Source organism: Streptococcus sp. 121, from assembly GCF_016458205.1.
Classification (GTDB): Bacteria; Bacillota; Bacilli; order Lactobacillales; family Streptococcaceae; genus Streptococcus.
Map to the genome: position 1 here is coordinate 1 of NZ_JAEMED010000006.1, position 15453 is coordinate 15453.

Consider the following 15453-nt stretch of genomic DNA (forward strand, 5'->3'; position numbering starts at 1 on the left):
ATAACTTCCCAGTTAACGGAGCAGTTTATGACCGCGATGATGCGACCGATCAAGCCTATACTGTTGTTTTGAAACACAAGATTGAGGACATCGATCCAGAAAATCCAGTGAATCCAAATACCGGTGAACCAGTTGAGTTGACTAAGACTGTGACTCGTACCATTGAGTACAAGTACCTCACATCAACTGGTGAAGAAGCATCCGCTACAGTCACTCAAACGGTTGAGTTCACTCGTACTGCGACAGTGGATCGTGTAACAGGAGAAGTCACTTACACAGACTGGACTACAGAAGAAGGAACTGTACCAGCAGTAGTTTCTCCAGCTATCGCAGGTTACACACCAGATCAAGCAATTGTAGCTGAGTGGAAACCAAGTGCAGATGATGAAGATGCAAATGTCGTTGTTATCTACACACCAAACGATCAGAAAGCAACCATCACTTATGTGGATGAGACAACAGGTAAGACCTTGGATGCAGTGGATACCGTGACAGGTAAATCTGATGAGTCTATCAAATACACGACTGCAGACCGTATCGCAGCCTATGAAAAAGCAGGCTATGTCTTGGTATCAGATAACTTCCCAGTTAATGGAGCTATCTATGACCGTGATGATGCGACTGATCAATCCTATACTGTTGTCTTGAAACACAAGATTGAGGACATCGATCCAGAAAATCCAGTGAATCCAAATACCGGTGAACCAGTTGAGTTGACTAAGACTGTGACTCGTACCATTGAGTACAAGTACCTCACATCAACTGGTGAAGAAGCATCCGCTACAGTCACTCAAACAGTTGAGTTCACCCGTACTGCGACAGTGGATCGTGTAACAGGAGAAGTCACTTACACAGACTGGACTACAGAAGAAGGAACTGTACCAGCAGTAGTTTCTCCAACTATCGCAGGTTACACCCCAGACCAAGCAAGTGTAGCTGAGTGGAAACCAAGTGCAGATGATGAAGATGTGGATGTTGTAGTTGTCTACACACCAAACGATCAGAAAGCAACCATTACTTATGTGGATGAGACCACAGGTGAAACCTTGGATGCAGTAGATTCCGTGACAGGTAAGTCAGATGAGTCTATCAAATACACGACTGCAGACCGTATCGCAGCCTATGAAAAAGCAGGCTATGTCTTGGTATCAGATAACTTCCCAGTTAATGGAGCTATCTATGACCGTGATGATGCGACTGATCAATCCTATACTGTTGTCTTGAAACACAAGATTGAGGACATCGATCCAGAAAATCCAGTGAATCCAAATACCGGTGAACCAGTTGAGTTGACTAAGACAATCACTCGTACCATTGAGTATAAATACCTGACTGCAGATGGAGAAACCGCTGCTGAAACTGTTGTTCAAACGGCAACCTTTAAACGAACAGCAACTGTTGATCGCGTAACTGGTGAGGTTTCTTATGGTGATTGGACTAGTGAGAATAATGCCTTCCCATTAGTTGTTTCGCCTGAGATTGATGGTTATACCGTTGATAAATCAGAGGTTTCGGAAATGGTTGTGACAGTGGATTCCGAAGACTCTAAAGTTGTTGTGATCTACACTCCAGTAGAGAAACCGGAACCAAAGCCAGAACCAAAACCTGAGCCAAAACCGGAACCGAAGCCAGAACCAAAACCTGAGCCAAAGCCGGAACCTAAACCAGAACCAAAACCTCAACCAAAACCAGAAAAAGTTAAACCATCCGTGGCTGAAAAACCACAGATGAAAGAATCTTATGTTGGACAAACACTTCCTGAAACTGGTGACTCCGATAATCTTGCAATGGCCTTGCTTGGACTCGGATTGCTTGGAGCAGTTCCAGTAGTTGGATTTGCAAAACGGAAGAAAGATTAAGCTCTTAGGCTTAACAAAGCCCTAGAAATACTTTTCTGATTTTAGCCCCCTTCGGGGGGCTTTTTTTGTTGTCGAATATCGAATAAATAGAATAATAGCTGAAAGGAGGATATTGTGTTGCCCTTACGTTCTTAATTTGAAGGAGGTTATGAATGAATTCGAATTTTAAATTATCTAAGACTTATGTTTTTTGTGGTGCAGTACTTGCTAGTTTATGCTTGGGTATGGAAAGGGTAGCTGCGGATGAGACCGCAGCAACAAATTTGAAGGAGTTACAGCCTCAGGCTTCTTCGGCTCACAGTGAATTTATTCAGGAATCTGGCCAAGATGTTGGACAATTAATGCAACCAATAGTATCTGAGGAGTTGGAGCAAGCACAAGTTCAAGCACAAGCAGCAGGTGTCGTAATTGAGCAGAAGGCTCCTCAGTTTTATGATTCTTTGGCAAAAGCGCAAGAAGACTTGCAACAGCAAGCTCAGAGCTTACTGAATAAAACAGCTAGTCAGCAAGCCCGACAAAGGGAAATCACATCCATTCAAGCACAGAATCAGCAGATTCTCCAAGAGAATCAAGCAGAGATAGAGCGTGTATCATTGGAAAATCAAGAAAATGAAGCACAGATCAAAATTGAAAATCAAAGGGAACAAGATCGTGTTGACCTAGAAAATACCAGACTGCAGAATCGATACAAACAAGACTTGGAGAACTATGAGCGATTAAGAAATGATCGACAAGAGATTTTGAAGATAATACAAATTCGTCAACAAGAAGTCGAACAGGCTAAAAGAATGCTAGTGCGACCGGATGACATTTCCTATGGCAGTAACGGATATACTAAAAGCAATTCTACACAACACCTCAAGTTTAGTGCTCCCTTGAAAGGTATGAAACTTATTGCAAAAGGTGATTTGAAAAATCCACAGGTCTTGGTAGAAGGGGAAATTCCGGAATCGCAAATTGTGACTAGTTTTGTTTGGAAGAATGTAGAACCAGAAGGGCCAGAATTGACCAAGGGAGTTTATGGAGACAAAAGCTACTGGGATGCAGCCTACAATTACAACCAAAATGGAACGACAACTCAAATTTGGACAGGGCGAATTGGAAATTGGTACAAAATACCTGAAGCCATCAAAACAGCCGATGGAAAAATTCATGATGCCTATATTCAAGTTGAAATTGATAGTAGCGGACTCTACAAGGAGAGTGATCGAACTAAAACGGATGGGACTTATTTTGTCTTCTGGAATCAGGATGGTGCTATCAATACCTTAAATGGCTTTACTCTAGGAACTGTTAATCAAAAATCAGATGGCATTCGCTTGCGTGTGAGATTGGATAGTCCTGAGAACACGAACCCTTATTTATGGGCCACTACGATTTATGACCTGGATCTGGGGCAATTTCTGGAAGTGGATCCAAAAACTAGTCAAATTTTAAGTATTGGTGGAGGCCTGAAAGTAGAAGGTTCGAAAATCGTGTCGGATGAAAATTTAGGAAACACCTATGGACTCAATCGAGATGTCAATGCCCTAAATGCACGCGCTTCATCACCTGACGGAGCAGTCCTCCTAGCCCAGTACACATCTGAGTATCAGTCTATGATCCGCAATAGTCCCGGAGGGGCTGGATCATCTGTGGCACGGGCAGATTTTGGAGCAGCAGGACAAGTTCAGATTCAAGTCATCCCCAAACTACCACCCAAACCAGAAAAACCTAACAAGCCGACTCTGTTAGTTCCAAACTTTAAAGCCTTCACTCCCAAAATCCCAAGTTCAAAACCGTTACATCCTGTTCCAGATTTACCAGCGAAAAAGGAGAGTGTTCATCCAGTCTTCGTGATTCAAAAACCAAGCAATCACAAGACTGTTGTGAACCAGGCAAAAACGGATGTGGATGGTAAGTTGGTGCCCAAGGGGTCACTGCAAATCTGGGAACTTCAGAATCAGCCCTTGAAAGCAGGTCGGGAGCAAGTGTTTTCTTACCAGCTGGAAGATCCGCTGCCGTCGGGATTTTTGGTTGACTGGGATAAAACCAAGGAAATGAACCAAGTTCATTGGACTGTGACAGAAAAATCAGCTGGTCATTTAATCTTTGAAGCAAAAGCAGAAACACTAGCCTTACTTAATAGGAATCGTCATCAATCGATTTCCTTGCCTCTAGCCTATGTGATTGGTCGCCCTCAAAATGACGGCGGATCCTATCGGAACACCTTTAAAACGAAAATTCAGACTCCTTCTGGATCCTTTGTAACAGTTTCAAACACACCTGTTATCTATACACCTGGTCAAGATCCAGAGCATCCTCGTACAGGTCCGAATGGGGACAATCCGACACCTGAAGACAACTTTATTCATCCTCAAAAAGAGGTCTTCGATCCAGCAACAGGTCAAAACCTAAACGGGCGGTCACTGTTACCCAACTCCGAGATACATTATCGTTTGACACAGGATTTTGACCAGTACAAGGGGATTCAAGTAAGTCCAGCTGATATTTCCAAGGGTTTCTATTTTGTGGAGGATTATCCTGACGATCGTTTGGATCCAACTAGCTTGAAGGTCACTGCCATTAAATCGAGCAATGGGGAGGATCTCTCGCAGTTGCTGAACTATTACCACGTTTTAACTCCCCACTCGATTGATAGCAAGCTTCAGAAGGCCCTTGAGCAGTCTGGAGTTCGTCCGCATGGCGGTTATTTGCTGTGGTCGGCCAAAGATCCCCAAGCCTTTTTTGAGCGCTATGTCCAAGCTGGTTTATCAGTGACCTATGATCTTTCTTTTTCTTTAGATAAAAAGTTTAAAGGTGGGGCTTTTACCAACCAAGCTTTCCAAGTTGAATTCGGAAACGGCTATGCCTCCAATCACGTCGGAAATGAAGTGCCAACTTTGAAGGTGCAGAAAGAAGTTTTGGATCAAGAAAGTGAACAAGATCTGAACGGGCAAGAAGTTGCCATGGGTCAACTATTCAGTTACCGCTTAAAAGGGTGGGAAGTACCCGCAAACCGTGGTTACAAACTTGAGGAATACCGCTTCTTGGATAATTTAGACCAGGATCATGATACGTTCGTTAGAGGACAGGTAGTGTCAGCAGTCACCTTGACCTTGCAGGATGGGCGAATGATCCCTTCAGGTACTGATTTAACGGAGTTTGTGGATCAAGTTTATGAAGGTAGAGATGGGCATTACAGTTTAGCCTTTAAAAAAGATTTCTTAGAAACTCTATCTGACCAGAGTCCATTTGCGGCAGATGTCTACCTAACTGTAAAACGGATTGCGAGTGGTACAGTCAGAAATCAATACACACTGGTAGTGAATGGCAATCCTGTGGATTCCCAGCTTGTTCAAACCCACACATCTGCACCAGATTCAGTGAATACTGAGTTCCCTGAGAATGGTTCTCAGAAACCAGAAAAGACACTTCCCAACACTGGAACAGAAGGAGATCATCTGTCCTTTATCGGAAATATGATGATGGGGCTTGCTGCCTTAATCGTTGCACTGAAAAAAAATAAATCGTAGGGAGTTTAAGACCAGGGAGCTTTTGAGTTCCCTGGTTTTTCGCGCTTTCTTCAGCTTAGGAATCATGTTATAATGGAGCATATTTTCAATTGAGTGGAGGAAGTATGAATCGTTTGGGTGATTTAGGTCGAGGAGGCCGCAAAGCCCTAATAGAAGGGATTGTGGTGATCCTACTAGGACTTTTTTTGATTATCTGGGGGCAGCTTGTACCGAAGGTGGGCTATCAGCTCTTCTTCCTGTATATTTTTCTATCAGCTCTCTGGACGCTAATAAGTCGGTGGTTCGGACGTAAGGAGATTCAGGAGAATCTTTGGATTACTTTGGGAAAACTGGTCGCTTCCGTGATTTTTGGAGAGATAGCCATTTTGGAGGATATGGCTGTTTACCTCTTGGTGTATGCAATTGCCTTTTATCAAATTTTTACAGGTGTAGTCAACCTGGTCACCTGGTGGCTTTATCGGCAAAATGGAATTCCAAAACGTTTCCGTTATTTGACGGATGGTATCATAATGACTGGGTTTGGGGTATGGAGTCTGTCCCCTTACCATGATGCCAATGAATTTCAATTATTGCTTTTAGGTTGGTATTTGGTGACATTGGGGATAACTCGTTTGCGGGATGGGCTTTTCTTTGAAAAAGAAATGAAGCAGAACAATTTAAAACGTCGCGTACGGGTAACTCTTCCCATTTTCATTACCGCTCTGGTTCCAGCTGCGACGCTCAATAGGCTTAATGAATTTTTACAAGAGAATACTGAGGAAACTGCAGCAGAAGCATATAACGTGTCCAAAGAGGAGAAATCTGGTCAAATTGAAGTTTTTATCCATACAGCTCAGACCAATTTCTTTGCGGCTGTGGGTCATGTGGACTTGTGTTACCAAGGGCGTGTCATTTCGTATGGTTCCTATGACCCATCTTCTGAACGCTTGTTTGGAATGGTCGGTGATGGGGTACTCTACAAGTGTGACCGGGAGGCCTATATTGACTTGTGTAAGCGAGAAAGTCAGAAAACCTTATTTGGTTATGAAATTGATTTAACAGCGGAGCAAGAAAAGGCGGTTCAAGCATACTTAGCTGATTTGGATAAAATCTTGGTACCATGGGAACCTGAGGCGAACTTGGTGAAGAAAGAAGATGGTTCTGAAGATCATACTTATGCTTACAAAATTCGCCATGAAACGAATGGTGACCTCTATAAGTTTACTGAATCCAAGTTTAAAACCTATTTTGTATTAAGCACCAACTGTGCACTTCTTGCGGATACGATTGTTGGACAAGCGGGAACAGATATCCTTAGTCCTAAAGGTTTTATTGCACCAGGAACCTATCAGGAATACCTGGATACAGAATTTGAGAAACCACACAGTATGGTAATTGCTAAGAATGTTTATGCATAAGAAGGTTGGGATTAAAGTCTCAACCTTCTTATTTTGGTTAGTGAAATCACTTTGACGCAGGGGTTGATTCGGTCAAACAGCTAAAAGGTTGTTTGAGGTATCAGATAGAGTTTGCGAAGCAAATAACAATTGCTCGCTTTTATTGACATGAACGGAGTTCATTTCATCTATAAGCTCTAAAGGCATTCAACATGACTTTATACTTGAGCATTAACTAAAGAAAGCGAAGAAAGTCTGGGAAGAGACTGTTTGAACCCGAGCTTAACAATAAAGGAGTGACGTCGGTTTGGGGAGAAACCATTTCAGCTTACAACTTGAAAAAAAGACTTGTAATGAACGATTTTTACAAATAGAATTATTCAACCTCGTTCTCTGAAACTTTCACAAATATTTTCATCGGTTGCCCTTGCCATTATAGACCAGATGGTCTATAATGGTTCAAGATAAAGAGGCTGAATTGAAGAAAGCAGAAAAAACACAGTTGATGAAGGAGCGGATTCTCGAGGGCGCCATTCAAGAAATTTCGGGTTCTGGTTACCAAGGATTCCGCATCAATCAACTGTGTAAGAAGTATGGCTTTTCGAAAGGAAGTCTTTATAGTCTTTTAGTTTGCTTTTAGTACAAGGCAGCGAGTCGCAGGCAGTACTAAAGTACGGCAAGACGAGCTAACACAGTAATAAAAGATAAACTAAAAGAGTATATCATCTATTTCCGAACAAGGATCAGTTATATGTAGCCTGTGTCGAGGAAAGTTTTACGAAATTATTCCAGTTTTTAAAAGCGGATTTAGAGTCTGTTCCAAGTTTAGCGGACTACCTTCAAATTCGTTTACGGTTCTACCAGTCCTATCCTCACCATTCCCAGGTTTTCTTGGAAGCTTTGCTTTATAGGGGAGGTCAAGTAGAAGAGGATATTTGTAGATTTCGGGATGAATTTGATCGCTTTAATCAGGCTGTAGCAAGGCGTTTAATTACAGAGTATGAGCTAAAAGAGGGTGTGACAGAAGAGCAAGCCTTAGCTTATTTGGATGTCATTCAAAAGCTTTTTCGTGCCTACTATTTAACACTCCAAGAATTAGACTCAGAACTTGTGAATAGCCAAGCCTATGAAGATTACTTGCAGGAAATACTAGGACATATGGTTTTTGGGATAGTCGATCAAAAGCCATCAAAGATAGACTAACCTACAGGACGATTTTTAAAGATGTATCAATCTTTAATCGGTTCTGATTTTAATATTTTAAAGGAGTAGACGATGTTTAAACGTTACGCATGGTTGTTGTTAGTAGTAGGGATTCTTAGTCTTTTGGCAGGATTTTGGGTTGTTGCTAACCCTGGTATGACCTTAGCTGGTATTGGAACAGCGGTTGCCATCTTTTTCTTAGTTGATGGAATTGTGAATGTGGTTCAATACTTTACCAATGAATACAGAAGTGGCTGGACCCTCTTTAATGGGATTATCACAGCGCTACTAGCCCTTATGCTCTTGACTGACGGATTCGGTGCTCGTACACTCTTCATGTCAACCCTGATTGCTTTCTGGGTTCTTTTCTCTGGAATCACTCGTCTCATGATGAGCTTTGATGTTAAGAAAATTGACCGTTCTACAGGTTCTACCTTGATGTGGACAGGGATCCTTGGCATTCTTGCAGGAGCTCTTATGATGATGACACCTTTATTTACTGCTTTGATGGTTTCCTACATGATTGGATTTACCTTTATCTATCAAGGAATTGCATCCATTGTTCTTTATTTCAAAGCAAAATAAGGACTAGAGGCTGGGCATGAGTCCAGCCTTTTTTCAAGAAAGGTTTTCGGATGGTTAAAAAATTTGTAGTCCTCCTCTACGGAATCTTTTTAAGTTCCATTATCGCAGGGATTTCCTATCTGTTCATCATGGCTGAAAAAACCAGCAGTCATTGGTTATGGCATTCGGACTTCTCGCATTCCACCCTCTATCAAGCAGTCTTAATTCTGGTTGGAAGTATTGCTTTATATGCGCTCAAACGTAACTGGGGTTCTCTGCCCTTCACCAGTCACCAAGTCTTGCACGTCTTGCAAGAAAAGGGGACCTTAAAGTATGGTCAGGCTTGGAAAAGCCTCTTAGTTGCTTTGCTCATCCTATGTCTAGGAGCAGGTGTGGGTCCGGAAGCTCCTTTGCTAGGGGCGGTCATTGCCTATTCTATCTGGCAGGCTGATAAAATGCGCTATCTCTATGTTCATTGGGAGGAGCTGAGTGCTGGTAAGCGGTTTGCAGTTCTTTTCCATCCACGACGTTACTTACAGTCCTATCAAGTAGATCAAGCTGTTTTAGAAGGACAGAAGAAGAAACTCCTCGTCAGTCTCTATGCCTTTAATGGGCTCTTTGTTTTCTGGCTTTTGATGCGCTTGTCAGACCAGCCTTCTTTTGTCACAACCATTGGAAAATCAGCTTGGGGATTAGAGGAACTGCTTTATTTCTTGCCTCTCCTAGCTTCAGGTTTTCTGTTTGCCCTGATCTATCAACAAGTGAAAAAGGGAGTCGGAAGGTTGAAACTGGGAGACAAACTTTCTCTCCCGAGAAAGATTGCAATGGGGGGGCTGTCGATTTTTGTTACGTCGCAAGTGGCACCTGATTTATTATTTTCGGGGCAACATTCCATGCATACACTTTTTGACATGGGACTAGAAGCTTCTGCGATTGTTCTCAGTCTCTTAGCAATCGGAAAATTACTGTTGTTGGACATCAATCTTTGGGCCGGTTGGACAGGAGGAGATATTTTCCCTCTAACCTTCGCCTCTCTCTTGCAAGGTTTTGCGATGGCAAAATTACTTGAGACACAAGGATTAGATACCCCTTTTGTGGTCCTGGTTGTTGGAATAGCAATGGCGATGCAACTGATGGAAAATCGAATTTTAGCCTTGATATTTGTATCTCTGTTTTTCCCGGTTAACTTGTGGCCTGTATCCCTTTTGGTATTTGTAGTCTATGAACTAATGGCCCGATTCCATAAGAAAAATCAGCATTCCTAATAAGGAGCGCTGATTTTTCACATTATAGTTCTTGGCTAGCAATACCAACGATGACATCACAGGCTTTTTCCATGGTTTGTAGGCTGACAAATTCGTAGCGCCCATGCATGTTTTCACCACCTGCAAAAAGATTGGGGGTAGGGATACCCATGAAGGAAATTTTGGAGCCGTCAGTTCCCCCACGAATGGGTTCAATGATGGGGGCAATGTCTAGCGATTTCATGACTTTTTCAGCTAATTGAACGGGACGCATATCTTTTTCGATGACTTCCCTCATATTGGAGTACTGGTCTTTGATGTCAACGATGACACGTTCCTCCCCCCAGCTTCGGTTCATACGACCAGCGATTCGCTGAAGGGTTTCCTTACGGTTGGTTAAACTTTGGCTTTCAAAGTCCCGAAGAATGTAGTCAGCGTGAGCTTCTTCTTCAGTACCAGAGAGTTTTTGCAGATGGTAGAAGCCTTCATAACCTTCGGTATACTCAGGACGTTCCCCATCTGGGACAACTCCGTGAAAGTCCATGGCCAATTGGAGAGCATTAATCATCTGGGCTTTGGCTGTACCTGGATGGACATTACGACCTTTGAAGGTTACGTGGGCTGCGGCAGCACTGAAGGTCTCGTATTGAAGTTCGCCAAGAGGGCCACCATCTACGGTGTAGGCAAAGTCTACATTGAAATCAGCTGCGTCAAACTTGTCCGCTCCAGTTCCGATTTCTTCATCAGGTCCAAAACCGATGCGAAGTTCAGCATGTTCGATTTCGGGATGAGCAACGAGATATTCCACTGCAGAAAGAATTTCCGCGATTCCAGCCTTGTCATCGGCTCCAAGTAACGTGCGACCATCTGTAGTGATGAGGGTTTGTCCTAAGTAGTTTTGCAGTTGTGGAAACTGGTCTGGACTGAGCTCATAGCCACTATCGCTAAGGGGGATACTGCCGCCTGGGTAGTTTTCAATGACTTGAGGGGTAACATTCTCTGCATTAAAATCAGCTGTATCCATGTGGGAAATGAAGCCAATTTTATAAGGAAATTTGTCGCTGTTTGCGGGTAAGGTGCCAACGACAAAACCATTGTCTAAGTAGTGTACATCCACTAGTCCAATGTATTCCATGGTTGGTTTGAGGACATTCAGAGCAAAGTCTACTTGACTTTGGGTGGATGGTGTGCGATCAGCTTGCTCATCTGACCGAGTATTGATGCGCACATAGTCTAGGAAGTGGGGGAGTAGTTGTGGGTATTTACTCATAATCAATTCCAACCTTTCTAATAGTCCTTTTTATTATAGAACGGTCCTGGGAGAACTGCAAGACATTTTCTTTTTCAATGGGAAAAAAGAAAGATTTAGGATATAATGGAGCTATGAATTTCGAAAAAAGAGGGTTACTATGGCACACAAGTTGGAGGGAATTTTAGAGGAACTACGGGAGCATGGCATACGTGTGACCGAGGCACGTCGCTTGATGCTGGAATACTTGATGAATAGTCATGAGCATCCGAGTGCTGAAAAGATATACCAGGATTTGATGGAAGTTTATCCTCAGATTAGTCTGGCCACGGTCTACAATAACCTCAACCTCTTTCTTAAGGAAGGGTTGGTAACGGAGATTAAAATAAAAAATGACCAGACTCGGTACTATGATTTTATGGGGCATGAACACATCAACATTGTTTGTGAAAATTGTGGCAAAATTGCTGATTTTGAGGGTGATGGTCCGCCGGATATTTCTGTAACAGTCCGTGAACAAACGGGTTATGAACTTAGAAAGCAGGAATTATTGGTCTATGGTCTTTGTCCGGATTGTCAGAAATTAAAGGGGTGAACTAGCCATGAAAACGTTTACTCGTACAGGCCTAGCTCTTTTAATATTGGTTGGCCTAAGTGCTTGCGGCAATAAGGATATCTTTGATTCGGAGTACACATTTGATACAGCTCAAATTCGGATGCCGAATGGAGATTTGATAGAGGGTGAAGTGGAACAGTGGGCCCATGATAGTAATAACGATAATATTCGTGTGACCTTCAAAAATGGGAAATCCTACTACAGCAGTTCGGTCAATGTTGTCCACTTTAATAAAGAATCGAATCCTTGAGGGGTCGTGATAGAATTCACGTGCCCTCTTGTTTTTGAGGTTGAAATATTGTAGAATAGAGTGGACTGCTAGGCAGTACTTATAATACCTAAGGAGAATTGAAGATGGTGAAATTAGTTTTTGCTCGTCATGGTGAATCAGAATGGAACAAAGCGAACCTCTTTACAGGTTGGGCTGATGTGGACTTGTCAGATAAAGGGACACAACAAGCCATCGATGCTGGTAAATTGATCAAAGAAGCTGGAATCGAATTTGATCAAGCTTACACTTCTGTTTTGAAACGTGCGATCAAAACAACCAACCTTGCTTTGGAAGCTGCTGACCAATTATGGGTACCAGTTGAAAAATCATGGCGTTTGAACGAGCGTCACTACGGTGGTTTGACAGGTAAAAACAAGGCGGAAGCTGCTGAGCAATTTGGTGATGAGCAAGTTCACATTTGGCGTCGTTCTTATGACGTATTGCCTCCAAATATGGATCGTGACGATGAGCACTCAGCTCACTCAGATCGTCGTTACGCACACTTGGATGACACTGTTATCCCAGATGCTGAAAACTTGAAGGTGACTTTGGAACGCGCGCTTCCATTTTGGGAAGATAAAATTGCTCCAGCTCTTAAAGATGGTAAAAACGTCTTTGTTGGAGCACACGGCAACTCAATCCGTGCTCTTGTAAAACACATCAAACAATTGTCTGATGATGAAATCATGGATGTTGAAATTCCGAACTTCCCACCACTTGTATTCGAATTGGATGACAAATTGAATGTCGTAAAAGAATACTACCTAGGTCAAGACTAATAGATAGAAAGCTGGGACATTAGATCCCAGTTTTTTTAACTCTAAAAAGTGAATCGAAGTCGTGTTTAGAGGGAGTCATCTAGTGAATTTCTGTGGTAAAATGAAGAGAGTTTTCTAGAAAGTGTATGACATGGAATGAGAAAGAAAAATCACATCGAGCAGCAAACCATCCCCGCACGTCTGTATTTCATTTTGGGATTGGTATTTAGCTTGTTTTTGATCCTAGCAGTTCGGTTGGCATATATGCAGGTCTTTAACCAGGCTTTTTATTTGGCAAAAATGGCGACAGCCAGTCAAAAAATTATCAAGGGGAGTTCTGTTCGTGGGCAAATTTATGATGCTCAAGGCAAGCCCTTGGTTGAGAATGAAAGCAAACAAGTGGTCTCCTATACTCGTAGTAATCAAGACACAGCTGAGTCTCTCAAAGAAAGAGCCAAGGAAATTCTTCAACTGGTGGATGTCAAGGACGAAGACCTTAGCCAGCGACAGTTAGCGGATTATTATTTGGCGGATCCATCTGTTTATAAGGAAGTTGTAGACCAACTTCCAAAAGATCAAAAAATCGATCGTGATGGGAATGCCTTGCCTGAAAAAACTATCTACAATAACGCAGTTGAGACAGTTCAGCTTAAACAGGAGGAGCTAAGTCCAGAGGATAAAAAAGTTGCCCTCCTCTTTAATCAATTAAATGCTATTCCAAACTTCGGGACCGGCAATCTTCGGACAGAAGACCTCAGTCCCGAACAAGTGGCTCTAATTGCATCATCCAGCCAGGAAATTCCTGGAATATCCATCTCCACAAGTTGGGAACGTAAAGTTTTAGAAACTCCGCTCTCCAGTATTGTCGGAAGTGTTTCCAATGAGCAGACAGGGATCCCTGCTGAAGAGGTGGAGGAGTACTTGAAGAAGGGGTATTCCTTGAACGACCGGGTTGGAACCTCTTATTTGGAGAAAGAATATGAAGAAGCTCTCCAAGGCAAGCGTTCTGAAAAAGAGGTTTATTTGGATAAGGATGGGAACTTGGAAAAAGTGGTGACAACCACTGAAGGTGAAAAAGGAAAAAATCTTAAACTAACCGTGGATTTGGATTTCCAACAAGGAGTTGAGGACATTCTCAAGAATGCTCTCCAGTCTGAAATCAACAAGGGAAATGCTCTGGAGACTGAAGGTGCTTATGCAGTCGTATTAAGGCCTGAGGACGGTTCTGTCTTGGCGATGGCCGGTGTCAAACAGGATATCGAAAAACACGAATTGTCTTCAGATTCGCTCGGAACGATCACCAATGTCTTTGTCCCAGGTTCTGTTGTCAAGCCGGCAACCCTAACTGCGGGTTGGCAAACGGGAGCCTTGTCTGGCAATGAGATTTTGGCAGATCAGACTGTTCTTGGGATTAATTCCTGGTTTACAGAAGGAAGTGTTCGGGAAATTTCAGCGGTTCAAGCCTTAGAATATTCTTCCAACACCTACATGGTTCAAGTAGCCCTACGAATTCTGGGTAGTCCAATCGGGGCAGCTCTGATTGATGACAGTGCCAGTGTTAAAGCTGCTATGGAAAAAATGAGGACGGCCTTCGGCCAATATGGAATGGGGGTTAAGACTGAAATCGACCTCCCTAATGAATCAGTTGGTTTTTTACCGACAGAATTTACGGTAGGTGATTATATGAATAATGCCTTTGGTCAGTTTGACAACTACACACCGATGCAACTGGCGCAGTTCGCAGCCACATTAGCGAATGGAGGAAGCCGCATCCAACCCCATATTGTCGCTGGAATTCATGACAACGATGAAAATGGTGGGCTGGGTCAAGAAATAGAGAAGAAAACCGGTCGAGTTCTGAACCAGGTGGATATATCTCAGGAAGACATGTCGCTTCTACAGGAAGGGATGAACCAAGTGGTATACGGAACGTCATCCTTTACCACTGGACGTACCGTGGGAGAGGGAGCTTCAGTGGCGATTGCGGCAAAGACCGGTACAGCAGAAACGTTTGTGAGTGATGGCATGGTCCGCGCCGTCAATACCAACGTAGTGGCCTATGCGCCAACTAGTAATCCAGAAATTGCCGTGGCCGTTGTGTTCCCACACAATACCGATTTATTGTCAACCGTAAGCCATAGTATCACCAAAGACATTGTTAATCTTTATTATTCTAAAAATTAAGGAGGAGCTATGCTCTATCCCACACCGATTGCAAAATTAATAGATAGTTATTCGAAACTCCCTGGAATTGGGAAAAAAACAGCGACACGATTAGCTTTTCATACCATTAGTATGGAAGATGAAGAGGTGGCGGAGTTTGCCAAAAACCTCTTAGCTGCTAAGCGTGAATTGACTTATTGCTCAATCTGTGGTAATCTGACAGATGATGATCCCTGTTTTATTTGCAGAGATGAGACGCGTGATGAAACACAAATTTTAGTGGTAGAAGATAGCCGAGATGTAACGGCTATGGAAAATATCCAAGAATATCAAGGACGCTATCATGTCTTGGGTGGCTTGATTTCACCGATGAATGGCATTAGTCCCGATGATATAAATCTCAAATCCCTCATCAATCGTTTGATGGATGGCAAGGTGACGGAAGTCATTGTGGCAACGGATGCGACAGCAGATGGTGAAGCCACTTCTATGTATATTTCGCGGATCCTCAAACCTGCTGGTATCAAGGTGACCAGATTGGCGCGTGGATTAGCTGTCGGCAGTGATATTGAGTATGCGGATGAAGTAACCTTGCTGAGGGCGATTGAGAACCGGACAGAGTTATAGGAGAACAT

At 42.9% G+C, this 15453-nt stretch carries 13 protein-coding genes; 12 read left to right on the forward strand and 1 reads right to left on the reverse strand.

Going from position 1 to position 15453, the window contains the following annotated elements:
• The 7 genes from JEQ21_RS01880 to JEQ21_RS01910 all read left to right on the forward strand — a co-directional run.
• Nucleotides 1–1859 (forward strand): mucin-binding protein (locus tag JEQ21_RS01880; protein ID WP_199363738.1); only part of this gene is annotated, 1859 nt, incomplete at its 5' end.
• A 152-nt stretch (nt 1860–2011) separates the two neighbouring features.
• Nucleotides 2012–5374, forward strand: coding sequence for an SspB-related isopeptide-forming adhesin (locus JEQ21_RS01885; RefSeq protein WP_199363739.1), 3363 nt, complete (start codon nt 2012–2014; stop codon nt 5372–5374).
• Between the two features lie 104 nt (nt 5375–5478).
• Complete coding sequence (locus JEQ21_RS01890; RefSeq protein WP_199363740.1) at nt 5479–6771, forward strand: HdeD family acid-resistance protein; 1293 nt, start codon at nt 5479–5481, stop codon at nt 6769–6771.
• Nucleotides 6772–7204: 433 nt separating this feature from the next.
• Nucleotides 7205–7390 carry a TetR/AcrR family transcriptional regulator gene (locus JEQ21_RS01895; RefSeq protein WP_233340707.1) on the forward strand — a complete coding sequence of 62 codons (186 nt, stop codon included), beginning with the start codon at nt 7205–7207 and terminating at the stop codon, nt 7388–7390.
• 260 nt (nt 7391–7650) lie between these two features.
• Nucleotides 7651–7953 (forward strand): hypothetical protein, encoded by a 303-nt coding sequence (locus tag JEQ21_RS01900; protein WP_199363741.1) that lies wholly within the window; start codon nt 7651–7653, stop codon nt 7951–7953.
• 72 nt (nt 7954–8025) lie between these two features.
• Nucleotides 8026–8538 (forward strand): HdeD family acid-resistance protein, encoded by a 513-nt coding sequence (locus JEQ21_RS01905; protein ID WP_199363742.1) that lies wholly within the window; start codon nt 8026–8028, stop codon nt 8536–8538.
• Between the two features lie 50 nt (nt 8539–8588).
• Nucleotides 8589–9782 carry a chloride channel protein gene (locus tag JEQ21_RS01910; RefSeq protein ID WP_199363743.1) on the forward strand — a complete coding sequence of 398 codons (1194 nt, stop codon included), beginning with the start codon at nt 8589–8591 and terminating at the stop codon, nt 9780–9782.
• A 22-nt stretch (nt 9783–9804) separates the two neighbouring features.
• Here JEQ21_RS01910 and pepT read toward each other — a convergent pair whose 3' ends face one another.
• Nucleotides 9805–11031: a peptidase T gene (pepT, locus tag JEQ21_RS01915; protein WP_199363744.1), complete on the reverse strand. Its 1227-nt coding sequence runs from the start codon at nt 11029–11031 to the stop codon at nt 9805–9807.
• Nucleotides 11032–11170: 139 nt separating this feature from the next.
• Between pepT and JEQ21_RS01920 the strand changes: the two genes are divergently transcribed.
• The 5 genes from JEQ21_RS01920 to recR all read left to right on the forward strand — a co-directional run bounded on the left by JEQ21_RS01920 (nt 11171) and on the right by recR (nt 15445).
• Entirely contained in the window at nt 11171–11605 is a 435-nt protein-coding gene (locus JEQ21_RS01920; RefSeq protein WP_196092124.1) for a Fur family transcriptional regulator, read from the forward strand.
• A 7-nt stretch (nt 11606–11612) separates the two neighbouring features.
• Nucleotides 11613–11876: a hypothetical protein gene (locus tag JEQ21_RS01925; RefSeq protein WP_199363745.1), complete on the forward strand. Its 264-nt coding sequence runs from the start codon at nt 11613–11615 to the stop codon at nt 11874–11876.
• 104 nt (nt 11877–11980) lie between these two features.
• Nucleotides 11981–12676: a phosphoglycerate mutase gene (locus tag JEQ21_RS01930; RefSeq protein ID WP_179924589.1), complete on the forward strand. Its 696-nt coding sequence runs from the start codon at nt 11981–11983 to the stop codon at nt 12674–12676.
• A 135-nt stretch (nt 12677–12811) separates the two neighbouring features.
• Entirely contained in the window at nt 12812–14839 is a 2028-nt protein-coding gene (locus JEQ21_RS01935) for a penicillin-binding transpeptidase domain-containing protein (RefSeq protein ID WP_199363746.1), read from the forward strand.
• Between the two features lie 9 nt (nt 14840–14848).
• Complete coding sequence (recR, locus tag JEQ21_RS01940) at nt 14849–15445, forward strand: recombination mediator RecR (protein ID WP_196092127.1); 597 nt, start codon at nt 14849–14851, stop codon at nt 15443–15445.
• Nucleotides 15446–15453 lie beyond the last annotated feature (8 nt).

Bases quoted from the DNA above. Each gene is read 5' to 3' on its own strand.
- JEQ21_RS01935 (WP_199363746.1), top strand. From the start codon at position 12,812: ATGAGAAAGAAAAATCACATCGAGCAGCAAACCATCCCCGCACGTCTG.
- JEQ21_RS01925 (WP_199363745.1), top strand. From the start codon at position 11,613: ATGAAAACGTTTACTCGTACAGGCCTAGCTCTTTTAATATTGGTTGGC.
- JEQ21_RS01905 (WP_199363742.1), top strand. From the start codon at position 8,026: ATGTTTAAACGTTACGCATGGTTGTTGTTAGTAGTAGGGATTCTTAGT.
- JEQ21_RS01910 (WP_199363743.1), top strand. From the start codon at position 8,589: ATGGTTAAAAAATTTGTAGTCCTCCTCTACGGAATCTTTTTAAGTTCC.
- JEQ21_RS01895 (WP_233340707.1), top strand. From the start codon at position 7,205: ATGGTTCAAGATAAAGAGGCTGAATTGAAGAAAGCAGAAAAAACACAG.
- recR (WP_196092127.1), top strand. From the start codon at position 14,849: ATGCTCTATCCCACACCGATTGCAAAATTAATAGATAGTTATTCGAAA.
- pepT (WP_199363744.1), bottom strand. From the start codon at position 11,031: ATGAGTAAATACCCACAACTACTCCCCCACTTCCTAGACTATGTGCGC.
- JEQ21_RS01920 (WP_196092124.1), top strand. From the start codon at position 11,171: ATGGCACACAAGTTGGAGGGAATTTTAGAGGAACTACGGGAGCATGGC.
- JEQ21_RS01930 (WP_179924589.1), top strand. From the start codon at position 11,981: ATGGTGAAATTAGTTTTTGCTCGTCATGGTGAATCAGAATGGAACAAA.
- JEQ21_RS01885 (WP_199363739.1), top strand. From the start codon at position 2,012: ATGAATTCGAATTTTAAATTATCTAAGACTTATGTTTTTTGTGGTGCA.
- JEQ21_RS01890 (WP_199363740.1), top strand. From the start codon at position 5,479: ATGAATCGTTTGGGTGATTTAGGTCGAGGAGGCCGCAAAGCCCTAATA.